The following is a 22996-nucleotide window of genomic DNA, read 5'->3' as shown; positions in this document are numbered from 1 at the left end:
TTTATCAGTAATACCACCAGGTCAGCCTATGCAATTTGAATCTCCCATTGTCCGCCGCAAGTCGCGCCAGATCATGGTGGGTGATGTACCGGTCGGAGGGGATGCCCCGATCTCGGTGCAAAGTATGACCAACACCGAAACCTGCGATGTAGCAGCTACTGTTGGCCAGATCCAGCGCCTGGAACAGGCTGGAGCCGATATAGTGCGGGTTTCTGTGCCCAGCATGGATGCCGCAGAGGCGTTTGGAGAAATTAAAAAACAGGTGAATGTCCCGTTAGTCGCAGACATTCACTTCGATTACCGTATCGCCCTGCGGGTTGCAGACCTGGGGGTGGATTGCCTGCGTATTAACCCCGGCAATATTGGCCGAGAGAAGCGTATTCGGGCCGTAGTGGATAAAGCGCGCGATCTGAATATCCCGATTCGTATCGGTGTCAATGCGGGCTCCCTGGAAAAAGACCTGCAGAAAAAGTATGGCGAGCCCACGCCGGATGCTCTGGTAGAGTCGGCGCTGCGCCATGTATCGATCCTCGACAGCCTGGACTTCCAGGACTTCAAAGTCAGTGTAAAAGCATCCGATATCTTTATGGCCACGGCTGCCTATCGCAAGCTGGCCCAGCAGATTGAGCAACCGCTGCACTTGGGTATTACCGAAGCTGGCGGCTTGCGTGCCGGCACAGTGAAGTCGGCGATTGGTCTCGGTGCCCTTCTGCTCAACGGTATCGGTGACACCCTGCGGGTTTCCCTGGCTGCAGACCCGGTGGAAGAGGTCAAAGTGGGCTGGGATCTGCTCAAAAGCCTGCGTCTGCGCAGTAAAGGTATTAACTTTATTGCCTGCCCCAGCTGCTCGCGCCAGAACTTCGATGTGGTGAAAACCATGAATGAGCTGGAGACGCGCCTGGAAGATGTGATCACACCGCTGGATGTGGCAGTAATTGGCTGTATCGTCAACGGCCCCGGCGAAGCGAAAGAGGCCGATGTAGGCCTGACTGGTGGTACCCCGAGCCATGCCATCTATGTGGATGGGCAGCCAGACCGCAAGTTTAAGAATGAAAATCTGGTGGATGATTTAGAGCGTTTGATTCGCGAGAAGGCGGCCGCCAAGGCCGAGCGCGAAGCGGATATCATCGCCAAGGCGTAGAGGGCAACAGCTCCCTGCGCAAGCCCCAATTAATTGAGTGAAAAATTAAGGAACAGCGTTGAAACAGCTTCGCGCAATTCGCGGCATGAACGATCTGCTACCGGAACAGTCCCCGGTATGGCAGTACGTGGAAGCCACACTGAGTGAACTTACTAGTCGCTATGGCTACACCGAAATTCGTACTCCCTACCTGGAGTCGACCCAGTTATTTTGCCGTGCGGTGGGTGAGGCTACCGATATTGTCGAGAAGGAAATGTACACCTTTGATGACAAGAGCGGTGACAGCGTTACCCTGCGCCCTGAGGGCACAGCGGGCACTGTGCGTGCAGCGATCCAGAGCAACTTGCTGAACCAGCCACAGCGCCTGTGGTATTTCGGCCCTATGTTCCGCTATGAGCGCCCACAGAAGGGGCGCCTGCGTCAGTTCCACCAGTTTGGTGTCGAGGTGTTTGGCATTGAAGGGCCGGATATCGATGCAGAAATCCTGATCATGACTGCGCGACTGTGGCGTCAGCTGGGTATCAGCGAACATGTGACCCTGCAGCTCAATTCCCTGGGTAACGCCGAGAGCCGCGCTGCTTACCGGGATGCGCTGGTCACTTATTTAAGTGAGCGTCGTGACCAGCTGGATGAGGACAGCCAGCGCCGTCTGGAGCGCAATCCGCTGCGAATTCTCGACAGTAAAAATGCGCAAACTCAGGAACTGCTGGCGGATGCGCCCTGTCTACTGGACTTCCTCGATGAGGAATCCGCCGCCCACTTTAGTCAGCTAAAGGCACTTTTGGACGGGGCTGGCGTTAAGTATGAGATCAATCCCAAGTTGGTGCGCGGTCTCGACTACTACGGAAAAACTGTATTTGAGTGGGTGACCGACAGCCTCGGTGCCCAGGGCACTGTGTGTGCCGGTGGCCGCTATGACGGCCTGGTAGAACAGATGGGTGGCAAAGCCACTCCGGGAGTGGGTTTTGGCCTGGGTGTTGAGCGTCTTGTATTGATGCTGGAGACCCTAGAAGTGTTGCCTGAGTCCCTTTCGCAACAGGTAGATGCCTACCTGGTTGCCGTTGGTGATGTACAATCAGCTGCCATGACAGCCGCCGAGCAATTGCGCGACGAGCTGCCCTGGTTGCGACTGCAGTTGCACTGTGGTGGAGGAAGCTTTAAAAGCCAGATGAAGAAAGCTGATAAGAGCGGCGCCGATTATGCGCTGATTATCGGCGAAGATGAGGCTGCAAATGGTCAGATAACTGTGAAGTACCTTCGCGCTGACCAACCGCAGCAAACGCTGGCACCAAAAGAGCTGGCAGCACTGCTGCAAGGCTGAAAGAAACACTGAGGGAGGCGGAGGCCCCCGCCGGGAAAGTTAGTAATCTACAGGAAAGGCAAATTACCCAATGGCTGAGCATCTTACCGAACAAGAACAAATAGAAACGCTGAAGCGCTGGTGGGCGGAAAATGGCAAGGGAATTGTGACTGGCGTCGTGCTGGCCCTGGCCGGTTATTTCGGTTATCAGTGGTGGCAGGGAGATCAGCGCACTAAGGCTGAAGCGGCCTCTGACCTGTACCAGACTTTCGTTGAAGCGGTCTCCGCCAACAACAATCAACCGGACAACAAGCAGCTTACCACTGCCAAGAATGTGGCCGAGCAGCTGAAAGATGATTTTGCCAAGCGCATCTACGCCAGCCAGGCTGCACTGCGTCTCGCGGCTATTTCAGCGGAGAGCAATGACCTGGAAGCTGCCGAGCAGCAGCTGCAGTGGGTACTCAACAACACCAGTGAAGCAAGCCTGGAGCTGCTCGCTAAACGCCGCCTGGCCGCTGTTTTGGCGGCCCGCGGTGAGTCAGATGAAGGCCTGAAATTGCTCGAGGGCACTATACCCCCGGCATTCGCGGCCCTTTATTCTGAGACTCGTGGTGATATCCTGAAGCAAAAGGGTGACATCGCCGGTGCGCGTGCCGCGTACGAGCAAGCACTGACAGAGCTTCTGCCAGAGCAAGCGGGCAACACCCAACTTCTGCGCCTGAAGGCTGAAAGCCTGGCGGTAACCGAGAGCAGTGACGCTCAGAACCAAACCGAGCCTGTATCTGAGGGAGACGAGTAATGGGATTTCTGAATCGCGCTGCGGGTCGCACTGCAGCGGTGGCGCTAGCGGTGGCCCTGGCTGCCTGTGCCTCTAATGACGAGAAGGAAGATGTCGACCCCGTCGAACTGGTGGATATTAACTCCACTGTTGCCCTGCAAGAGGTGTGGTCTGCCGATATTGGCGGTATTGACCAAAAGCGTTACGCGATGCTGCAGCCGAGCCTTATCGATGGTCGCCTGATAGCTGCCAGCAGCGATGGTGAAATCAGTGCTTTTGATCGCAGCTCCGGGCGTAAGCTCTGGGAGACAGATCTGGATGTAGATCTGAGCGGTGGTGTGGGCACTGGCCTGGGCATGGCGGTAGTCTCTGACTACCGCGGCCGCGCCGTGGCTCTGGACCTCGAAAACGGCGCTGAGCTATGGAATTACCAAGTCTCCGGCGAAGTAGTTGCCGCTCCAGCGATCGGTGCTGGCGTGGTTGTCCTGCAGACCGTAGATGGCAAGCTGGTTGGCCTCGACGCTACCAGCGGTGAAGAGTTGTGGAGCCACAATACCAATTTGCCAGTACTGACCCTGCGCGGTACTGCAGCACCTGTTATCAGCGGTGGTATGGTGATTGCCGGCCTGGATAACGGCAAACTGCTGGCCCTGGACGCCCGCGATGGCATTCAGCGCTGGGAACAGCGAGTCGCTATTCCCCAGGGCTCTGCGGAGCTGGAGCGGGTAGTTGATATCGACGGTGCTCCAGTAGTGCGCGGTGATTTGGTGTTTGCCGCCAGCTACCAGGGCCGTGTTGTCGCCCTGTCCAAAGATAATGGCCGCGGCCTCTGGGCTCGCGATGCCTCTACCCACCACGAAGTGGCAGTAGGTGGTGGCCATGTCTACCTCAGTGATGCCTCCGGTAGCGTCTATGCCTACAATGTGGGCAGCGGCCAGATCGAGTGGAGTAATAACGAACTATTGCGCCGCGAATTGAGCGGACCGGCTTTCTTCCAGGACGTGGTCGTTGTGGGAGATCTGGAAGGCTACCTGCATGTGCTGGACCCCAATTCCGGACAATTTATTGGCCGCGAGCAGGTGGACGGTGATGCGATTCGCATCCCCATTCTGGTTGATGGCGACCTGATATTTGTGCTGTCGGATGACGGCAAGTTATCAGCTCTGCGCCTCGCTGATACCTGATAATCGCAGCCAACTGACGAGAGGCGGACAGGCTGTCCGCCTTAGGGCTTAGAGCCCGCAAAAGGAGCCTGCTGCGCAGGCAAGTTGAAATCGCCCGCCTCGCGCGGGCTTTTGTATTTTTTTATACGGCTAAAACTAGAATTTGTATGCTGCCAGTAATTGCCCTGGTCGGGCGCCCCAATGTGGGCAAATCCACACTTTTTAACCGGTTGACCAAGTCTCGCGACGCTTTGGTGGCCAACTACGCCGGGCTTACCCGCGATCGCAAGTACGGTGAGGCGGAGATCGACGGGCGCAAGCTGTTACTGGTCGATACCGGTGGTATTTCCGGTGGCGAAGAAGGCATCGATGCGGCTATGGCCGAACAATCTATGCAGGCCATCGAAGAAGCAGACTTCGTACTCTTTTTGGTGGACAGCCGCGCCGGCCTGACCCCAGCCGACGAGATGATTGCCGAACGCTTGCGCACCCGCTCCAAGCCCACTTTCCTGGTGGCCAACAAAGTTGATGGGGTAAACCCGGATATTGCCCTGGCACCTTTCTATGAGTTGGGTATTGGTGAGCTTTTCCCGACGACTGCTACCCACGGGCGCGGTGTTCGCTCCCTGATGCAGCGGGTTATCGAGGACCTGCCCGAGCAGGAAGTTGAAGAGGAAGCCGAAGAAGCGACCGGAATCAAGATTGCCATTGTGGGCCGCCCCAATGTGGGTAAATCCACCCTGGTTAACCGCCTCTTGGGTGAGGACCGGGTTGTTGTCTACGATCAGCCCGGCACAACCCGCGATAGCGTCTATATCAATTATGAACGCGACGAAAAGCCTTACACCCTGATCGATACTGCGGGCATTCGCCGCCGGAAAAATATCAAGGAATCGGTGGAGAAGTTCTCTATCGTCAAAACCTTGCAGGCGGTGGAAGATGCCAACGTGGTGGTGCTGGTGATCGATGCCCGCGAAGGCCTGGTGGACCAGGATATGCACCTGATGGGCAGCGTAGTACAGGCGGGACGCGCGCTGGTAGTTGCCCTGAACAAGTGGGATGGGCTGGAAGCGGATCATCGCGACTATGTGAAAGCCGAGTTGGAGCGCCGCCTGCGCTTTGTGGACTTTGCTGATGTGCACTTTATTTCTGCACTGCATGGCACCGGTGTTGGGCATCTGTACGAGTCCATTGAGGGTGCTTACCAGAGCGCTACAGACAAACTGTCCACTAATCACCTCACTCGTATTCTGGAGTGGGCGGTAAGTGAGCACCAACCACCTTTGGTGCACGGACATCGTATCAAATTGCGCTACGCTCACGCCGGCGGACAAAATCCGCCGGTTATTGTGATCCACGGTAACCAGACTGAGCAGGTACCGGCACATTATGTGCGCTACCTGGAGAAGACTTTCCGCAAGGCTCTGGATTTGCACGGTACTCCGGTAAAAATTGAGTTCCGCACCAGCGCTAACCCCTACGCGGACAAAAAGAACAAGCTGAGTGACCGCCAGAAGGCCAAGAAACGCCGCCTGATGAAGTTTGTTAAAAAGAAGAAAAAATAAGAGGCGGTAACTTAGGTTACCTGTAAGCCGGCAAGGGATACTGCCGGTTTACGCACCACTCCAGCTTCTACAGCCTTAACCCACAGTGGAATGGCATTGTGGGATTTCTATCGTACCAGTGATCCCGTTTTTGACGGGGCCAGGGAAGAAACCACAAGGAGAATACGATGTTGAAGCTGAAGAATCCTGCATTGCTGCGCAACCAGTCCTATATCAATGGCCAGTGGATTGACGCTGATTCTGGCGATACCTTCGATGTGTTGGACCCGGCAACTGGCAAGCCGGTTGCCAGTATCGCCAACTTGGGGGCAGATGAGACTCGCCGTGCTATAGAAGCTGCTGATAAAGCCTGGCCTGCCTGGCGCGATACTCCGGTAAAAGAAAGAGCGAAAATTCTCAGACGCTGGTATGAGCTGATAATTGCTAACGCCGATGATCTAGCCATTATTTTGACCGCAGAGCAAGGCAAGCCACTGACAGAGTCCCGTACCGAAATTGTGTATGGTGCTAATTATGTCGAATGGTTTGCGGAAGAAGCCAAGCGCGTCTACGGGGATGTTATTAGCCCGCCTTCCAGTGATAAACGGCTCTTGGTTATCAAGCAGTCGATTGGTGTGACCTGTTCTGTAACGCCATGGAATTTCCCCAGCGCTATGATCGCACGCAAAATGGCTCCCGCTATTGCCGCAGGCTGTCCATTTATTGCCAAGCCCGCTTCCGAAACACCTCTATCCGCACTGGCACTCGCAGTTCTCGCTGAGGAAGCAGGAATCCCCCCAGGTGTTTTTAATATTGTCGCAGGGGATAAGGCACCGGAGATTGGCGCAGAAATGACGGCCAATCCCTTAGTGCGGAAATTTACTTTTACCGGTTCTACCGCTGTCGGAAAATTGCTGCAAGCCCAGTGTGCAGCAACCATGAAAAAAACCTCTATGGAATTGGGCGGTAATGCCCCATTTATTGTTTTTGATGATGCTGACATTGGCGAAGCCGTTAAGGGCGCAATTGTTTGTAAATATCGCAATGCCGGTCAAACCTGTGTATGCGCCAATCGCATTTTCGTGCAAGAAGGTGTTTACGATGAATTTGCACAGAAATTTTCCGCCGCGGTAAACCAGCTTTCCATGGGCAGTGGTTTTGATAGCGGTGTCGACATGGGTCCTATGATTACCACCAAAGCAGTGAAGAAAACGGAATCTCTGGTGGAAGATGCGCTGCAAAAAGGCGCGCAAACTCTAGTTGCTGGTGGTCCCAGTACTATGGGGGAATGCTTTTATTCTCCCGTAGTATTGGGTGGGGCCACCGATCAAATGAACTTGTTCAAAGAAGAGATCTTCGGTCCGGTAGCTCCGCTATATAAATTCTCCTCTGAAGAGGAAGTCATTAAAATGGCCAACGATACGGAATTTGGTCTGGCTTCTTATTTTTACTCCAGGGATATCGGTCGTATTTGGCGTGTTGCAGAGGGGCTTGAATACGGTATGGTCGGTATCAATGAGGGTATTATTTCCAACGAAATGGCACCCTTTGGCGGTGTAAAGGAATCCGGGCAGGGGCGCGAGGGCTCAAAATACGGTATTGAGGATTACCTGGAAATAAAATATCTGTGTGTCGGCGGTATTGATAAGTAGTTTGTTAAGGTGTTTGGATTTTAAATGGTTGTAGAGCCTATAGCGCGGGTGCATTCCTGCTTTGGAGAAAAGTTTGGAGTGCCCCGCCAGCCACTATTGGCGGATGCCAGTCGCGCCAGTATTGCGTTGTTACCTCCCCTGGATACGCCAGATGCAGTTGCCGGTCTGGAGCAAAATAGCCATATCTGGGTAGTGTTCCAATTTCACCAAGCCGCTGGGCAGTGGTCAGCTAAAGTGCGCCCGCCCCGTTTGGGCGGCAATAAGAAACTGGGTGTACTCGCCACTCGCTCGCCTTTTCGTCCCAATAATATCGGGCTGTCAGTAGTTCGTCTTCTGGAGGTACGCACCTCTCCTAAAGTGGAGTTGATAGTTGCCGGGGCAGATTTGGTCGATGGTACGCCAGTATTGGATATTAAACCCTATGTTCCCTATGCGGATGCGTTAACGCATGCGCAAAGTGAATTTGCTGACGCAGCTCCAGTGCAAATTCCCGTTACTATCCCCGAGTCAGTTCTGAATAAAGCCAAAGCCTACCGCGATGACTGGGGTACAGATCTCCCCCGTTTAATTGAACAGGTGTTATCCCAGGATCCAAGACCGGCATACCAAAAGACCGATCCACAGCGCACTTATGGCATGCAATTGTGTGAATTCAATTTGCGTTGGCGTTATACCGATGCCGGAATAGAAGTGGTGGCACTAGAATAACCCTCGACCAGCTAGTTTCAGTATTCTGCAGTAAGTCAGGATGTGTCTCCTCCATAACTGTCTAGGGTTCGGAACGGATATGTCATTCATTTTCATGGGAAATACAATTCCCCAAGATACGGCATTCGCCTAAAAATAACGCCTAGCTATCTAAGGGCACAGCTATGCCAGTACGTGAAACCTTTAATTATCAAGGCTTAGATGCTATTCGCGTCGGCCGAGTCAATATGGGTGTTAATACAACCTTTGTTGTTTATCGCCTCAATGGAACCGTAATTGATACGGGTCCCAGCAATCAGTGGAAGTATGTCAAGCCGTTTATACAAAGCGCACCGCTAAAGCAGTTATTGCTGACTCATCACCATGAAGACCATAGTGGCAATGCCGGCGCTATCCAGAAACTTACCGGTGTGCAGGCGGTGGCCCCGGATCTGACTATTGGTATATTAAAAAAAGGCTTCCGAATTCCCCCGATGCAGAAGTTTTTCTGGGGAACTGCGGGAAAAGCGGAGGTAGCACCTCTCCCAGCGGAGGTCTACATTGGTGAAGAAGAAGTATTACCAGTATTTAGTCCCGGGCATGCAAAGGATATGACCTGCTATTTGTTACCTGAGCGTGGCTGGCTGTTTAGTGCTGATTTATTTATTGCCAACTACTTAAAGTTCCTGCGTATTGATGAAGATGTCCCTACATTAATGAAAAGTATAAAGGGAGTCCTGGATCATTCATTTGACGTTATCCTTTGCCCTCATAGAGGTGTGGTAGAGGATGGTTGGCAGCAGTTGAATAAAAAATATGAGTACCTGCTTAATCTATCTGGAGAGGCGCAGGAGTTGACGCAGCAGGGACTGCCCTTAGAAGAGACTACTTTGCGTTTATTAGGTAAAGAAGGATTGTTCAGCGCTTTGACTGGTTATAACTTCTGCAAGAAAAATTTGATTGCTTCATGCTTACAGGTTAACTTGGATGAGATGCCTAGACTCTAGGTTTTCATTACGTACTAGCCAGTAGCCAATTTCGATGCAAAGTTATTTGTTAAGATGATCGTTGCTTCTGGATTAAGAGTTGCAGAAGAAGGGTGTTTTGTGATCAGGGAATCGCTAAGGGTATTTATTTTTGGGTTGCTTGCCTGGCCATTACTAAGCAATATATTGAGTTTTTTAAAACCTTTCCTGATAGCACTAAATTATGATGAATCTTCTGAGGGGCTTGCACCTAGTTTGATAGATATTATCTATCCCTATTTTACATTGATATCTATTGCTTTTGCCTATGCCTTCTTTATATTGACTCGGATGATAACGGGGCGGCTAAAGCGTTGGTTGTGTGTTAGTCTGGTGGTAGCTTATCTAGGTGTATCAATTTATCCACTATTCCCTGAAGAATCTATTGTGTATTTAACTTTAAGTGGCACTCACTACTTGATTGAGTTAATTATGTTAATAATTGGTGCAACTATTATTTATAAAAATATATCAGAACCCTCTGTGGTAGCAGGTGAGAGTGTTGGTGCTATGAGGAAAGCTTGAAGAGAATCTATTTCTCTGCCTCAATAATAAATCGTTTGATTCTTACCCCAGCATCCTTTCTCATTTCCGGGTGGATTTTCTTATAGTATTTGTTCATTACCTGGTCGGCAAACTGCTCTCTTTCTGGGTGGCCTAGATGGCGGAACTGGGGAACCCATGATAGAAAGAAGGTAGTGAGCTTTTCCCAGGTTTGAAAGTTTTCCACATGGTAGATTTCATCGAATCGGGGTAAGTAGAAGCCAGCTTCTTCGGCATAGTTCCGCATTTCCTCTAGCGTATAGTGATTATAAGGATCGTGAAAACTTTCAAAATAGGGTTTCCATGTAGCTGTTTCTTGTTCCTCGTATACAGTCTCCCAGAAATTTTCATGATCAACCTGAAAACCACAAACTACTTTACCGTTAACTTTTAAATATTTATAAAAACTATTCCAGACTTGAGCTTGGTCCGCTACCCAGTGTAAACAACTAAAAGAAAAAATAATGTCGAATTTGCAGTCGAACTGGATTTCGTCTGCGCTCATTTGCTCGAAGGATAGGTTGGGTATATTGGCGTAATTTTTATTAGCATAACAAATCATATCCTCGGTTAGATCAATACCGATAATCCTGCCATTTGTCATACGCTCAGCTAAATAGCGGGTTACCTTGCCATCGCCACAACCCACATCAAGAATAGTGCCAGCTTGGCGATAATCGCAGCGATGTATGGCTTCCATAGCGTGGCGCCACTGCATGTCAGAGGCGTTTACGTACTCTAGAGCCTGCCACTTATCATGCCTGATAGGTTCATTCATTGGTGTGACGCCCTGAGTCTCATTGGGGATGGGTGAAACAGTTTAGCCCGGATACACTTATGATCTGTGTAGCAATCTCAGTCATCGATAAATATGGCACAAGAAACTGTGCAGTTCGTAAAACCGCCATTCTGACCACCTGTCGAACGAAAGGTAAAAGTCTGGGAACCTACTGTGAAACTCAAAGGATCTTGCCACTGCCAATCGGTTAAGTTCAGCCTGAACGCCGGGCAACCTTATCCCTTCAATCGCTGTTATTGCTCAATATGCAGAAAGACAGCTGGAGGAGGGGGCTTTGCCATTAACCTGGGGGCAGATTTCCAAACCCTGAAAGTGGAGGGCGAAGAATATTTAAGTATCTATCAGGCTGTAATTGGGATAACGGGTCAGGAAAATGGCGGGAAAAGTCCGGCACGGCGACATTTTTGTTCAAGATGTGGCAGTGCGTTATGGCTTTGGGACCCGCGTTGGCCAGAACTGGTACACCCCTTCGCTTCTGCGATTGACTCTGAGTTGCCGGTACCGCCGGTTCGTAGCCATATGATGCTGGATTCTGCTCCGGGTTGGGTGCAGCCAGATATACGGGAAGGGGACGAAATGTTTGGAAGCTACCCTGAAGAGTCCCTGGCTGAATGGCACCAGCGAAATGTTCCCGATTAGGGAGGGATAAAGAGAGGCGGGGCGAGCCTGAGGCCGCCCCGCTTCAGGTCTATAGCGGTGACCTAGTGTTTACTCTTCCGCGAGATAGAGCACCAGATTATCCAGGAAGTTGACCAGGTCTGCCTTTTCAGTGTCACTCAGCGCATTAAACTGTTCTTTACTGGATTCAGCTTCACCACCGTGATAGACAATCGCCTCGGTCATAGTGGTAGCGCGTCCATCGTGTAGATAAGGTGGTGTTGAGCCAACGCCCCAGAGGTTTTCGGTGAGGAATACAGAGGCTCCCACATTGCCCTCATCAATTTCCTCGGCCATGGCTGTGCCCATATCGTGACGCTTAAGGTCGCCATACAAGCGGACTATTGCTCCGCCATTTTCCGATTCCTCAAACTGTCCCAGCGTTTGTCCGGATGGAAGCTCCTGGGGGTTATCCATGATCTCTGTGAGCAAGTTAAATTGCAGGGATCTGCTAGGTAGGCCGGCTATATCGCCTGCGGGATAAGTCTCATCGCGGTAGTTGGCGTGCTGAGAGGGTTCATAGAAGACTGGTGATGCAACTTCCATCTCAGGGGAGTGGCAAGAGGCGCAGCCAATAGAGCTAAATAGCTCTTCGCCATTTTCGATACTGGCGATTTCTCCGTCGCTTAGTGGTAAGCCGTAAGTCTCCTGCTCTTCCTCGGTTAGGGAATCGATCACGCTGTTAAGCTCGATTTTTGTCACCGGGCGGGGCTGTGCTGCGTTGTAGATAGTTAACGCGGTAATGTCACCAACGCTGAGCTCGTTAGTGATCGAATCAAAGTCGCTGTCTGCATCACCGACCAGTTCAGTGGCCTGCATGCCCAGCTCCTGGTGTGCCGCGCCGCGAACGAATGCGCGTACAAATCCGGTTAAGCCTTTCCACTCAAAGGGTCTGACTACCAGGTCAGTGTCGAGGCCCTCAACATTATCGTAGTTGACCTCATCACAGGAGACGGAGATCTCACCAAAGCTAACGCCTTTTGCGGTTAGTGCGACAGTCGTATCTGTGCCGGATGAGCAGCTCTCACTGATAGCCTCATCCCGCAAAGTGTGCAGCTCGGTAGTCATTTCTTCCGCTACCAACTGTACAGCCCCCATACCGAACAGGTGGGGCGACTGGCGCTCGATAAAGCCTTTTTGCTTACGTTCAGGGTCCATACGAATCACATTATCGTTCACGCCACCACCGCCATCGGCTACCGGTACGTTGTGACAGCTGATGCAGGAATCACCGTTGGGGCCTGTCGCACGATGGGGCAGGACATTCGCCCATGCATTAGGTCCTTTCAGGTCGGGCCTTGGGAAGCTGGTAAATCTTTTGCCGTTGCCCACATTGACCCCGACCCCGTCGAGAGCGTTGTAATTCATCTCGAATAATTCATCGCCTTCCTCAAAAGCATGAACATAGGCTTCCAGGGTTTCCATGGATTCGAGATCAGATTGCTCCAAATGCCCACCCAGGTGAATTTCAATTGCTCCAGCATGCAATATCTGTACGGTATCGAAGACTTCACTGAAGTCGAAGGGAGTGGTTCTTTGCTGTCTTTGGTTTTTTCTTGCGTGCTTGGGAACTCGGTTTTTATCGTGCTTGGAACCAAAGTCGGCAAGCGCTGGAGTGGCATTAAATGTTAAAGCCGATATTGCCATAGTGACAGGCAATAGGTGTTTTTTAAGTATCATCAGCTATATCTCCGGGTACTGATATTGAGCGGACGTAAGGTGAGTTCTTCTACGAAAATGCACTCGATGCGGAGACACTCGACCACTTTTCTTTTAAGCACGATTCCCCAAAAAACTGATTATCAGTTGTGCTACAAGGAAAAATTGATAGAGATTTTGGTAATAACATTTTTATCTCGCAAAGTGCATCCAGTAAAGGTTTAACAGCATCCTTGCAAGCTTCTTATAGGTAGAACTGTGCCTGTTCTGCCACTTATGGCAGGCGTCAAGACCACGGGAGATACAGTATTGCGATAGCAGATTTTAAAGCTCAGATTAACTGGCCTAAAGATCTAAAATGCGATCCCGATTGTGTCGATTTTGCCCATAACCTACCGCGCTAGTACGCGGCTATGTTTTTGTTTTTCGGCTTTTTTAGTTGCCGTTTGTGATAAATAAGTTCCTTTGAAAGGGTAGGTATTTGCATATTTGCCTTTCGGTGACAGGCTTTCCTGCTTCACGGAAAGTCCCTATTCCTGGTGGTTGTGACATTAGATTTAGGAAAAAGTGCTGGTTATTAACGTTACTGAAGGCAATGGATATTTTGAAAAACTTATAATTATTTTCGATTAAGAGTGAATTCCCCAATTGTGGATTCGTATTGTCTTCAGGTGACACATGGTTTGTAGGCTAATAACTCATCTGTTTGTGGAATTTAATTTCACCTTTGTTGATAGGGTTTATGGAAACGCTTCTTATCTTCGGTGAGTGGCCAGTTCGCTATACCAGATCAAAATTCAGCATGTACTTGTGAGCGTAGACACAGAGATGAAGGGTATTTGATCGCTGTCTTACTTACAGAAAGGTGCTTTGGGGGGGGCGACTAATTTGAACCGTATGATTGTCAAAAAAGTTTAGCTTGATTGAAAACATTATTGGCGTATTTTCCTTTCTAATAGAGGGATAGAGTGATCGGTCTAAAACAATAGTGTTTCCGTTCGAGTGCTCAATGTATTTAGGCTTAAAGTAAAATTGGCGCACTATTCATTTGAATGGCGCGATAAAGATCTTTGTCGCCATATATTTCAATATAGAAACAATGAGATAGTTCTATTATTGCGCCTGTAGGCGAGGAAGCCCCCAACTTACTATCAACTACAAAGCTGCTGAGAGATATTTTAAACGAGTGGTTCATTTTTTCTCATTGTGGCGTACAAGGAACATGGATAGTGATATGGATTGTCACGACAATGTCACAAAAAATCGAATAAATTTGTCTGTATGGCCTCGTTTCACGGCAGTTGGTACTTTTGAATGAGGTAGGTTAATTCGAAGCTGATAAAAATATTAGTGTATTCGAATTGTATAAATTCCTAAGAGTTTTTAGGGGGTAGGGTGAGGAAAATATTGATTTTGGGAGGTGATGGATTTTGTGGTTGGCCTACATCTCTCCACCTTTCAGAGGCGGGTTATGAAGTTATTATTGTTGATAACTTATCACGGCGAAAAATTGATATTGAGCTTGAAGTTGATTCATTGACACCAATCAGGCACCTGTCCGAGCGGCTTCGTGTATGGCGTGAAGTTTCCGGTATGTCCATCAGGCATGTTTATATTAACCTCGGACAGGATTTTGATCGATTGCTCACTCTCTTAAAAGAGGAAAAACCAGACGCGATTGTACATTTTGCTGAACAGCGTGCCGCACCCTATTCGATGAAATCTGTCCGGCATAGACGTTATACACTTGATAATAACTTGAATGCTACCAATGATGTCATAGCGGCTATAGTGGAAAGCGGATTGGATATACATTTGATTCACTTGGGTACTATGGGTGTCTACGGGTATGGAACAGCTGGTCTCACTATTCCCGAAGGATATTTAAAAATCCAGGTAGAGACTGAAGGGTATTTGAGTGAACAGGAGATTCTTTACCCTAGTAATCCAGGTTCTATCTATCATATGACAAAGGCACAGGATCAATTGTTATTTGCCTTCTATAACAAGAACGATCAGGTACGTGTCACTGATTTACACCAAGGGATCGTTTGGGGTACCCAGACCCGACAAACACAGAGGGATGAATCTCTGATTAATCGATTTGATTATGATGGTGATTATGGAACAGTCCTCAATCGATTCCTGATGCAAGCGGCGATTAATTACCCACTTACCGTTCATGGCACTGGTGGCCAGAAGCGGGCATTTATTCATATTCAGGATACCTGTCAATGTATTCAGTTAGCTATTGAAAATCCTCCAGAGATAGGCGATAGAGTCAAAATTCTGAATCAAATGACAGAGACGCATCGTATCAGTGATCTAGCAAATATAATCTCCAGCAAGACAGGGGTAGGAATCGCCTACTTGGACAACCCCAGAAAAGAATCAGCAGAAAATGATTTGTTGGTAAATAATGATCAGCTTATCGAGATGGGGCTCAAGCCTATAACCCTGAATGATAATCTTCTCACTGAAGTTGAGGGTATTGCCAAAAAATATTCACATCGATGTGACCAAACTAAAATCCCTTGTGTGTCGAAGTGGTGATTTTTTTATACTTCAATGGTCCTGGTTTTATATGAAATCAAGGCTGCCTGTGGAAGGTGAGGTTTAATGTCTATAGCTGAAGAGTGCAAAATATGAAGATTTTGATTGCTACGGATACTTATCCGGAGCAACTAAATGGTGTTTCCAGAGTACTGGAAAAAACTGAGAAAGAACTCATAGCAAGGGGACACCAAGTAAAAATTGTTTCTGCTAATGATTTTACTAATTTCCCCTGGCCGGGCTATAAAGAGGTGAAAATTGCAGTATTTCCCGGTGGGAAAGCTGCCCGAATTATTGAGGATTTTTCACCGGACGCTATTCACATCATGAGTGAAGGTCCAGTGGGGTGGGCTGTTCGTGGCTACTGCAAACGGAATAATTTGCGTTTTACGACATCTTGGCTATCCCGTCTCTCTGAATATGTATCGATTCGCTATAAAGTTCCACTGAAGTGGTTACACGGTCTCCTGCGTCGCTTTCATAATTCCGCAGCACAAACAATGGTGACTACAGATGGTATGGCAGCGGAAGCTCGAGCCTTGGGGATTGCCCGTGTCACCCGCTGGCGTAGAGGCGTAGAGTTAGAAAAATTCCATCCGGTTGAGACAAAACTTTTTGAGGGCCTAACTCGACCTATCATGCTCAATGTAGGGCGTGTTGCAGTGGAAAAATCACTGGATAAGTTTTTATCGCTTGAGCTACCGGGAACAAAAGTTATCGTAGGGGATGGTCCTCAGCTCAATGAATTAAAGAGGAAGTTTCCACAGGCGGTATATCTGGGAATTAAAGAGGGTAAGGACTTAACTGAATGTTACAGCGCTGCGGATGTTTTTGTATTTCCTTCGGTAACTGATACTTTTGGTCTGGTTAATCTTGAGTCTTTAGCCTGTGGTTTGCCCGTTGCCGCCTACCCTGTGACAGGTCCGAAAGATATCATTGGTGATGCCCCCGTTGGAGCGTTGGATAGCAATCTGCAAGTGGCCATAGAAAAGGCACTATTATTGGACCGATCGGACTGTGTTACTCATGCCAGGACCTATTCCTGGGATGTGGCCACTGAGGATTTTATTTCAAGCCTGGTTCCGGTAAGTGCAGTAGAGGCTTTGCCTGTTGATGGCTAGATAAAAGCGTTGCTCGTAAAGTTCGCAAGGCTTACTTACGAGCTGACTTGAGCAACTCAATCCAGCAGTACTTGTTAACAAAGGCATAGTGTCCCAGCTGGTGCCAGCTTTGAGTTGAGCTATTTGGCATTATACTTGAGAGGTATTCTGGCATTTTAATATCAATTATATCGTCGGCATCACCATAAAATATTTTGGTGGAAGTAGTGATTTCACGAGGATCAAACCCCCAATCCCAAAGCGCCATTATCATTTCAAAAAAACCCTCCCCATGCTGCGTTGCTCCAGCAGAGAATGATTCTTCAAACATTTTCTTAAGTGCCGGGTCTCGAATAAACAGTGCGGCATCAGAGGCGTCTTTCTTTGCAAAGAGCTGAATATAATCTTGTATATTGCTATTGGCTTGGTATGCACTTAATCGGCACAGACAACGAGTAAGAAATTGCCAACGATGGATCTTTGCGATAAGTCTGATATCCGGGTTTTTTAGCAGGTCAGTCATTCCTGGGTAGTCCAGTGGCGCAACAGGGGCTGCAAGGGCAATTTTAGAGACTCTGTGGGGAAGTTTGTTAGCGATAGAAAGTGCATGAGGGGCACCACCTGAATGGCCGACTACCGAAAATGTCTCGATATTTAGACGATTAACCAGTTCTTCAATATCCGCCCCCCAATCAACCATTCGCCGGCCTCTATGGGGAGATGATCCCCCCACACCAGGTTGATCCACAGAGATGATTCTTACGCCAAGAGATGCGGTAAGGTCCTTATCAGGATTGCGAATTAGTCGCGAATCTGAGAAACCATGATTGAAAAGCACAGGCCAGCCATTTGGATCACCATAGTCATCATAAGTAAGGATACGGCCGTCACTTATCTGCAAGGCAGGCATTCTGGGCGCTTCTTTAGGTTAGGTATGATCGGAGTATAGTGAGACTTTGTTTTGTGATGGGTGAGGCCAATGTTGTAACTTGTATCTGACCCAAAGGGGGAGTACCAGTTGATTAGGCGAGAAGGAGAATCACATTGAAAATAAAGACCACGCTGATCAACATCTGCTGTTTAACGTTACTGTTGGTTGTGGGTCTCCCTGTAGCACAGGAGACGGCATCTGGTGATCACGTCAAGGTGCGTTGGCTGGCACCTGATACATTTCGCCAAGGAATGAGAGAGACGGTTGGATTCTACTTTGAGGTAGATCCTGGATGGCATGTGTATTGGCGTAATGCTGGAGATTCAGGGGCGGCTCCACGGTTTGATATGGAGGCTCAGGGCGCTTCATTGGGGCCGATCGAATGGCCATTCCCAACGCGCCTGCGGGTAGAGCATCTTACTAACCTGGGGTACTCCGGGAATGTTGCCTACCTGTTCCAGCTCCTCCCAGATAAGGGCACGCAAGAGGTGACCCTGCATGCGGACCTGGAGTGGTTGGTTTGTAAAGTGGATTGCATACCGGGCTTTGCCACTATGAGCCTTGTACGGCCAGTTGCAGAGCAGGCGGCTTGGCCAGCTACAGATCTGGCGTTAAGGAATTACTTTGCCAACAGGCTTCCAGGGGGACAAAGTGAGAGCCCGTGGCAACCAGTATCCATTTCAGCGCGAGGTAGTGAGCATATTACTTTGCAGCTCAGTGGGAATCGTAGCGATGAAATACCTAGTATTTTCCCCGTAAATGGTGACTTGTACTCTGCGTCTGAGCCAGAAGTTCAGCGCGAAGATGAAACTCTCCTCTACAAGTTCAAGCGTCTGCCAGGTTCTGAGGTTAGTGAAAGCAGCGATTTTGTGATTACAGACTCGAGCCGGGCCTGGAAAGTCTCTGCCCCCCTCTTATCCCAAGAGGGAATTGAGACGAGCGCGACCTCTATATGGCTTTTACTTCTGTCAGCATTTATTGCCGGTATCCTATTGAATCTGATGCCCTGTGTTTTCCCCGTACTGTCCATAAAGCTATTTGGACTGATTAACGGTGGTAATCGTCCAGCCGAACGTTTGCGTGAATCTTTCCTATATAGCGCCGGCATTATGGTGACTTTTCTTGCTCTGGGGCTTGCTTTATTGACGCTACGCTGGGGAGGGTTGGCCGTTGGCTGGGGTTTTCAACTTCAGTCACCGGTTGTGGTAATTGGTTTAATTATGCTCTTCTGGCTGATGGCCCTATCCTTTAGCGGCTTTTTTGAGTTTGGGCACCGATTAATGGGGCTTGCTAGCTCCAATAGCCGTGGCTCCTTTACCACTGGTGTTTTAGCTGTCTTTGTTGCCGCCCCCTGTACCGGTCCTTTTATGGGAGCAGCTCTGGGAGCAGCGGTGGTGATTCCTCCACTTCAGGCTCTACTCATCTTCTTATGCCTCGCTTTAGGGCTCGCTGCGCCATTTATTTTGATGTGTGCAAGTCCTGTAATACTGAGGCATCTGCCAGCTCCAGGTCCATGGATGGAGAAGTTGCGTCAGTTTCTTGCATTTCCGCTTTACGCAACGGTGATATGGCTACTATGGATTTTAGGGCGTCTAGCTGGGGACTCTGGTTGGTTGGCCGGTTTAAGCCTGTTGCTCGTTGTTACTCTTGCAATCTGGCTAGTAAAAAATTTTTCCAAAAAGGGGGGAGCAGTGGGTCTGATTTGTGTCGCTGCTATTTTGCTAATATCTCTACCGGCAATCCGTATGGAGGGTGGTGAGCAACCTGCAGAAATGGCGTATGACTGGCATCGTTATGACAAGGCACTTTTGACGGAAGCCTTGGATAATGGGCGCCCTGTATTTATCGACTATACCGCAGCCTGGTGTATTACCTGCCAGGTAAATAAAAAGCTGGTGCTTGATACCCCAAGTGTACAAGCATTATTTAAAAAGAATAACGTGCTTCTAATTCGGGCCGACTGGACGCGTTATAACCCTGAAATTACCCAAGCTTTGCAGGATTTAGGGAGGAACTCTGTACCTGTATATGCATGGTATCCTGCAGGAGAGAAAAAACCAGAGTTACTTCCACCACTGCTGCAAGAGTCTTTAATTGCAGCACTGTTTAGTAAGCACTTAACTGTTAATAGTGAGGATGGTTAATTATGAAATTATTTTTCAACGTGAATAATTCGATACTTAGAGGAGTTTTGCTTTTATTCCTGATGTTGCCGAGTGTTGTGTTGGCAGCAGCCGTTCCTGGACAAAAAGCGCCAGAATTTTCAGTAGTGGATGCTGCTGGAAGAACTCACAATCTCTCCGATTACACAGGCCAATGGTTGGTTATTGAATGGTTTAATAAAGATTGCCCCTATGTCAGGAAACACTATGGCAGTGGTAATATGCAGTCCCTTCAAAAAAGGTATACAGCACAGAAAGTAAATTGGCTCACGGTTATTTCTTCCGCTAAAGGAAAGCAGGGCTATTTGGAGCCAGAGCAGGCTATGGCAGTTGCACAGAGTCATAACCTCGGCGCAAGCGTACCCTTTTTGCTGGATACCTCTGGAGTTATGGGGCGTGCTTATGGAGCTAAAACTACTCCGCATATGTTTATCATTAATCCTCAGGGGGAAGTCGTATATGCTGGAGCCATTGATGATAATGACTCAGCCAATCCTGCGGTTATAGGCAGTTCACACAATTATGTTTCTGCTGCACTGGATGCTTCACTGAAGGGACTGGCTGTGCCCAAGTCTTCGTCGCGGGCTTATGGGTGTAGTGTGAAGTACTAAAGGAGTTTATTTGGGGTGGAAAAAGCTCGTTATAGCTTCCTGGTTCAGGCGTTGATATTTATCACCTTGGCGGTACTAATGGTTACTGCCGTGGGTTATTTCCACCAAAGAGATATCCCTGAGAACCAGGCCCCTCAGTTAGAGGGGCAATCGCTGCAGGGAAATCTTATTGACCTAAAGCAAATGTACCCCAAAGGGCCAGTATTAATTTACTTTTGGGCAACCTGGTGCCCCTATTGCCGGATAGTTTCCCCCGCTGTGACTGACCTGTCTCGGGATTACCAGGTTGTTGGTGTTGCGATGCAGTCTGGAACAGAAGAGGTGGTTACCGAATACATGCGGAATCACGAACTTGCTTTTCCTTCTCTAAATGATCCACATGGCGTTTTAAGCGCCCAATGGGGCGTGAAAGTGACGCCAACCTTGCTGATTGTCGATACTGACGGGCGTGTTGCCTGGGTCACCACTGGCGCCACATCCAAGTTGGGTCTGCAGCTGCGCTTAAAGATGACAAAGTAGTCTGTCACTATTAAGGTCACTGCGTCGTATTTAAGCTTATATCAAACTCTCTTTCCCTGAGCCTAGGATGGTTGGAGTTAAAATTTCCTAATTGCCGGGGAGGGCTGCCCTTATAGATATGCTTCTATAATTCCTTAAAGGTCTGTCTCTTGCGCTGGAGAGTGGCGTGTCGGTTATTGATTCTTTTGACTATCAAGATCTGGATGCGCAAAGGGTCGGCCGTTTCGACTTTGGTATCAATACAACGTTTATTGTATATCGGTTGGGTGACACTATTATCGATGCCGGCCCCAGTAACCAGTGGAAATACGTCAAGTGGTTTGTAAAAAATAAACCTTTTCGGCAATTAGTCCTCACCCATCACCACGAAGATCATAGTGGTAACGCCGGCGCAATTTATAAGCTTACTGGTATACAGCCAAGAGCCCCTAAGGCGACAGTAGAGATATTAAAGAGAGGTTTTCGGATACCGCCAATACAGATGCTGATTTGGGGGAGGGCCGGGCGTGCGGAAGCTGCGCCACTACCGGAAGATTTAAGGTTCTCCGGCGAAAAGGTAGTTGTTATCCCCGCACCAGGGCATGCCAAAGACATGACCTGTTATCTGGTTCAGGATCGAGGGTGGATATTCACTGCTGATCTGTATGTAGCTAGTAAGTTAAAGCTATTGCGTAAAGATGAAAGTATTCCAACTTTAATGCACAGTATCAAAAAAGTGCTCACCTATGATTTTGATATTATATTTTGTCCTCATAGAGGGATTGTAGAAAAAGGAAAAATCCGCTTACAAGCCAAGTATGATTATTTGTTAAATCTTGCAACTGAAGCACGGGAATTGGACCGGCAAGGATTGCCTCTTGGTGAGATTACCCACCGGCTATTGGGAAGGGAAAACTTGATGAGTGTCGTGTCCGGTTACAACTTCAGTAAGAGAAACTTAATAGCTTCCTGTATGCGGGTTGATCCTACAGAAGTGTCTGATTATTGATCTTTCACTAAGAATAAGAAAAGTATTAAATCTCGTCCGTATGTAATTTATAAGTGAGTACCGATTTTATATAAATTGGTACTTTTAATTAAGTTGTCGCTATTCCTGAATGCCCTCAATTTACAATCAGTCTTTCGACTCTCTCATGTTAGTATTTGCAACATGTATTAAGGGATATTAGATGAGCTCAAAGATGAAGAAGATTGGCCTTTTAGGTGGAATGAGTTGGGAGAGTACAGCAATTTATTATCGCCTGATTAATGAAGGAATTGCTCAAAGGTTAGGAGGGCTGCACTCGGCTGAAATTCTACTTTATAGCGTCGATTTTGAAAAAATTGCACGGTTACAAATGAAGGGTGATTGGGCTCAGGCAAGTAAGCTATTGGTTGAGGCGGCAATATGCCTGGAAAAAGCTGGTGCTGAGGGCATTTTATTGTGCACTAATACTATGCATAAAGTAGCTGGAGATATTATCGAGACTATTGATGTACCTTTTTTACATATCGGTGATGCTACAGCTGAAGCACTTAAGAACAAAGGGATAAAGACAGTCGGTTTGTTGGCGACAGCTTTTACTATGGAGCAAGATTTCTATCGTGGCTACATACAGGAAAAGTATGGGATTGAGGTTTTGATTCCGGAGCCCAGCGATAGGGAGATAGTCCACCGGGTTATTTACGAAGAGCTTTGTAAGGGGAGAGTCCTTAACAGTTCAAAAATGGAATTTATTCGTATTGTGGATTTGCTATCCAATCAAGGTGCCGAAGGTGTGATCCTAGGGTGTACAGAGATTTGCATGTTACTTTCGCAAGATGATACCTCTACTCCCCTGATGAACTCCACAGAGATTCACGCTCAAGCCGCAGTAAAGTTCGCACTTGATTGTTGAATAGTGTTGCTAGGTTTACTTAGAGATATCTTTGTCAACCAAAAGTTAGACTGACGCTCCACTGTGACGTTTATTAAAGCCACTCTACTAGCTTCGAAGTGTGCCAGTGGGTGGTTTTTTTATAACACAAATCCACTCTTGTTAGGCTTGCTTGTCTCATATTCATTAGTTTTTTAGTATTAATCTCTTTTGTTAAGTGGGTTTTCTGTGGATGTTTGTCTGTGAGTTAGAGCTGACAAGATAAAATATCTTCACAGTATTTGTTTGTGGAAATGATATTTATCATGTTTATTGC

General features: G+C 48.4%; 21 protein-coding genes. 17 read left to right on the top strand and 4 right to left on the bottom strand.

Annotated elements, in window-relative coordinates:
- Nucleotides 1–28: 28 nt before the first annotated feature.
- The 9 genes from ispG to ACJJIR_RS17035 all read left to right on the top strand — a co-directional run bounded on the left by ispG (nt 29) and on the right by ACJJIR_RS17035 (nt 9815).
- The gene (gene ispG / locus ACJJIR_RS17075; protein ID WP_444906248.1) at nt 29–1141 is read left to right on the top strand and encodes a flavodoxin-dependent (E)-4-hydroxy-3-methylbut-2-enyl-diphosphate synthase; all 1113 of its coding nucleotides are present in this window, start codon (nt 29–31) and stop codon (nt 1139–1141) included.
- Between the two features lie 58 nt (nt 1142–1199).
- The gene (gene hisS / locus ACJJIR_RS17070; protein ID WP_444906247.1) at nt 1200–2462 is read left to right on the top strand and encodes a histidine--tRNA ligase; all 1263 of its coding nucleotides are present in this window, start codon (nt 1200–1202) and stop codon (nt 2460–2462) included.
- Between the two features lie 70 nt (nt 2463–2532).
- A complete protein-coding gene (locus ACJJIR_RS17065) occupies nt 2533–3240 on the top strand; it encodes a YfgM family protein (protein ID WP_444906246.1) in 708 nt (235 codons plus the stop codon).
- Complete coding sequence (gene bamB, locus ACJJIR_RS17060) at nt 3240–4403, top strand: outer membrane protein assembly factor BamB (protein WP_444906245.1); 1164 nt, start codon at nt 3240–3242, stop codon at nt 4401–4403. Before ACJJIR_RS17065 ends, bamB begins: the two co-directional genes overlap by 1 nt.
- A gap of 146 nt (nt 4404–4549) precedes the next feature.
- Nucleotides 4550–5947: a ribosome biogenesis GTPase Der gene (gene der, locus ACJJIR_RS17055; protein ID WP_282934066.1), complete on the top strand. Its 1398-nt coding sequence runs from the start codon at nt 4550–4552 to the stop codon at nt 5945–5947.
- A gap of 167 nt (nt 5948–6114) precedes the next feature.
- Entirely contained in the window at nt 6115–7578 is a 1464-nt protein-coding gene (locus tag ACJJIR_RS17050; protein ID WP_444906244.1) for an NAD-dependent succinate-semialdehyde dehydrogenase, read from the top strand.
- A 24-nt stretch (nt 7579–7602) separates the two neighbouring features.
- Nucleotides 7603–8286, top strand: coding sequence for a tRNA (N6-threonylcarbamoyladenosine(37)-N6)-methyltransferase TrmO (tsaA, locus tag ACJJIR_RS17045; RefSeq protein ID WP_413664568.1), 684 nt, complete (start codon nt 7603–7605; stop codon nt 8284–8286).
- Nucleotides 8287–8450: 164 nt separating this feature from the next.
- A complete protein-coding gene (locus ACJJIR_RS17040; protein ID WP_444906243.1) occupies nt 8451–9272 on the top strand; it encodes an MBL fold metallo-hydrolase in 822 nt (273 codons plus the stop codon).
- A 54-nt stretch (nt 9273–9326) separates the two neighbouring features.
- The gene (locus ACJJIR_RS17035; RefSeq protein WP_444906242.1) at nt 9327–9815 is read left to right on the top strand and encodes a hypothetical protein; all 489 of its coding nucleotides are present in this window, start codon (nt 9327–9329) and stop codon (nt 9813–9815) included.
- A 7-nt stretch (nt 9816–9822) separates the two neighbouring features.
- Here the strand turns inward: ACJJIR_RS17035 and ACJJIR_RS17030 are convergent, their stop codons facing one another.
- Nucleotides 9823–10611, bottom strand: a complete 789-nt coding sequence (locus ACJJIR_RS17030; RefSeq protein ID WP_444906241.1) for a class I SAM-dependent methyltransferase — start codon at nt 10609–10611, stop codon at nt 9823–9825.
- A gap of 174 nt (nt 10612–10785) precedes the next feature.
- On the opposite strand from ACJJIR_RS17030, the gene ACJJIR_RS17025 reads away from it, so the two are divergent.
- On the top strand, nt 10786–11271 hold the full coding sequence (locus ACJJIR_RS17025; RefSeq protein ID WP_444906240.1) for a GFA family protein: 486 nt from the start codon (nt 10786–10788) through the stop codon (nt 11269–11271).
- Between the two features lie 69 nt (nt 11272–11340).
- On the opposite strand, the gene ACJJIR_RS17020 is transcribed toward ACJJIR_RS17025, so the two are convergent.
- The gene (locus tag ACJJIR_RS17020) at nt 11341–12969 is read right to left on the bottom strand and encodes a di-heme oxidoredictase family protein (RefSeq protein WP_444906239.1); all 1629 of its coding nucleotides are present in this window, start codon (nt 12967–12969) and stop codon (nt 11341–11343) included.
- Nucleotides 12970–13340: 371 nt separating this feature from the next.
- Complete coding sequence (locus ACJJIR_RS17015; protein WP_444906238.1) at nt 13341–13469, bottom strand: hypothetical protein; 129 nt, start codon at nt 13467–13469, stop codon at nt 13341–13343.
- Between the two features lie 874 nt (nt 13470–14343).
- Between ACJJIR_RS17015 and ACJJIR_RS17010 the strand changes: the two genes are divergently transcribed.
- Nucleotides 14344–15501 carry an NAD-dependent epimerase/dehydratase family protein gene (locus tag ACJJIR_RS17010; protein WP_444906237.1) on the top strand — a complete coding sequence of 386 codons (1158 nt, stop codon included), beginning with the start codon at nt 14344–14346 and terminating at the stop codon, nt 15499–15501.
- A 92-nt stretch (nt 15502–15593) separates the two neighbouring features.
- The gene (locus ACJJIR_RS17005; protein ID WP_444906236.1) at nt 15594–16622 is read left to right on the top strand and encodes a glycosyltransferase family 4 protein; all 1029 of its coding nucleotides are present in this window, start codon (nt 15594–15596) and stop codon (nt 16620–16622) included.
- Nucleotides 16623–16653: 31 nt separating this feature from the next.
- Here the strand turns inward: ACJJIR_RS17005 and ACJJIR_RS17000 are convergent, their stop codons facing one another.
- The gene (locus ACJJIR_RS17000; RefSeq protein ID WP_444906235.1) at nt 16654–17511 is read right to left on the bottom strand and encodes an alpha/beta hydrolase; all 858 of its coding nucleotides are present in this window, start codon (nt 17509–17511) and stop codon (nt 16654–16656) included.
- A gap of 134 nt (nt 17512–17645) precedes the next feature.
- On the opposite strand from ACJJIR_RS17000, the gene ACJJIR_RS16995 reads away from it, so the two are divergent.
- The 5 genes from ACJJIR_RS16995 (at nt 17646) to ACJJIR_RS16975 (ending at nt 22701) form a co-directional block, all read left to right on the top strand.
- Nucleotides 17646–19676 carry a protein-disulfide reductase DsbD family protein gene (locus tag ACJJIR_RS16995; protein WP_444906234.1) on the top strand — a complete coding sequence of 677 codons (2031 nt, stop codon included), beginning with the start codon at nt 17646–17648 and terminating at the stop codon, nt 19674–19676.
- Nucleotides 19677–19678: 2 nt separating this feature from the next.
- Nucleotides 19679–20305 (top strand): thioredoxin family protein, encoded by a 627-nt coding sequence (locus tag ACJJIR_RS16990; RefSeq protein WP_444906233.1) that lies wholly within the window; start codon nt 19679–19681, stop codon nt 20303–20305.
- Between the two features lie 15 nt (nt 20306–20320).
- On the top strand, nt 20321–20824 hold the full coding sequence (locus ACJJIR_RS16985; protein WP_444906232.1) for a protein disulfide oxidoreductase: 504 nt from the start codon (nt 20321–20323) through the stop codon (nt 20822–20824).
- 166 nt (nt 20825–20990) lie between these two features.
- Nucleotides 20991–21812 carry an MBL fold metallo-hydrolase gene (locus ACJJIR_RS16980; protein ID WP_282934039.1) on the top strand — a complete coding sequence of 274 codons (822 nt, stop codon included), beginning with the start codon at nt 20991–20993 and terminating at the stop codon, nt 21810–21812.
- 193 nt (nt 21813–22005) lie between these two features.
- Nucleotides 22006–22701 carry an aspartate/glutamate racemase family protein gene (locus ACJJIR_RS16975; RefSeq protein WP_444906231.1) on the top strand — a complete coding sequence of 232 codons (696 nt, stop codon included), beginning with the start codon at nt 22006–22008 and terminating at the stop codon, nt 22699–22701.
- The last annotated feature ends 295 nt before the right edge of the window (nt 22702–22996 follow it).

This window comes from Microbulbifer maximicatervae (SeqCode) (assembly GCF_052467385.1).
The sequence above is the reverse complement of the archived record's forward strand: the minus strand, read 5'-3'. Positions and strand labels throughout refer to the sequence as shown.

Excerpts from the sequence above, each read along its gene's own strand:
- ACJJIR_RS17040 (WP_444906243.1), top strand. The coding sequence starts at position 8,451 with ATGCCAGTACGTGAAACCTTTAATTATCAAGGCTTAGATGCTATTCGC.
- bamB (WP_444906245.1), top strand. The coding sequence starts at position 3,240 with ATGGGATTTCTGAATCGCGCTGCGGGTCGCACTGCAGCGGTGGCGCTA.
- ACJJIR_RS16990 (WP_444906233.1), top strand. The coding sequence starts at position 19,679 with ATGAAATTATTTTTCAACGTGAATAATTCGATACTTAGAGGAGTTTTG.
- ACJJIR_RS17005 (WP_444906236.1), top strand. The coding sequence starts at position 15,594 with ATGAAGATTTTGATTGCTACGGATACTTATCCGGAGCAACTAAATGGT.
- ACJJIR_RS17065 (WP_444906246.1), top strand. The coding sequence starts at position 2,533 with ATGGCTGAGCATCTTACCGAACAAGAACAAATAGAAACGCTGAAGCGC.
- tsaA (WP_413664568.1), top strand. The coding sequence starts at position 7,603 with ATGGTTGTAGAGCCTATAGCGCGGGTGCATTCCTGCTTTGGAGAAAAG.
- ACJJIR_RS17030 (WP_444906241.1), bottom strand. The coding sequence starts at position 10,611 with ATGAATGAACCTATCAGGCATGATAAGTGGCAGGCTCTAGAGTACGTA.
- ACJJIR_RS17035 (WP_444906242.1), top strand. The coding sequence starts at position 9,327 with ATGATCGTTGCTTCTGGATTAAGAGTTGCAGAAGAAGGGTGTTTTGTG.
- ACJJIR_RS17020 (WP_444906239.1), bottom strand. The coding sequence starts at position 12,969 with ATGATACTTAAAAAACACCTATTGCCTGTCACTATGGCAATATCGGCT.
- ACJJIR_RS17050 (WP_444906244.1), top strand. The coding sequence starts at position 6,115 with ATGTTGAAGCTGAAGAATCCTGCATTGCTGCGCAACCAGTCCTATATC.
- der (WP_282934066.1), top strand. The coding sequence starts at position 4,550 with ATGCTGCCAGTAATTGCCCTGGTCGGGCGCCCCAATGTGGGCAAATCC.
- ACJJIR_RS16975 (WP_444906231.1), top strand. The coding sequence starts at position 22,006 with ATGAAGAAGATTGGCCTTTTAGGTGGAATGAGTTGGGAGAGTACAGCA.
- ACJJIR_RS17000 (WP_444906235.1), bottom strand. The coding sequence starts at position 17,511 with ATGCCTGCCTTGCAGATAAGTGACGGCCGTATCCTTACTTATGATGAC.
- ispG (WP_444906248.1), top strand. The coding sequence starts at position 29 with ATGCAATTTGAATCTCCCATTGTCCGCCGCAAGTCGCGCCAGATCATG.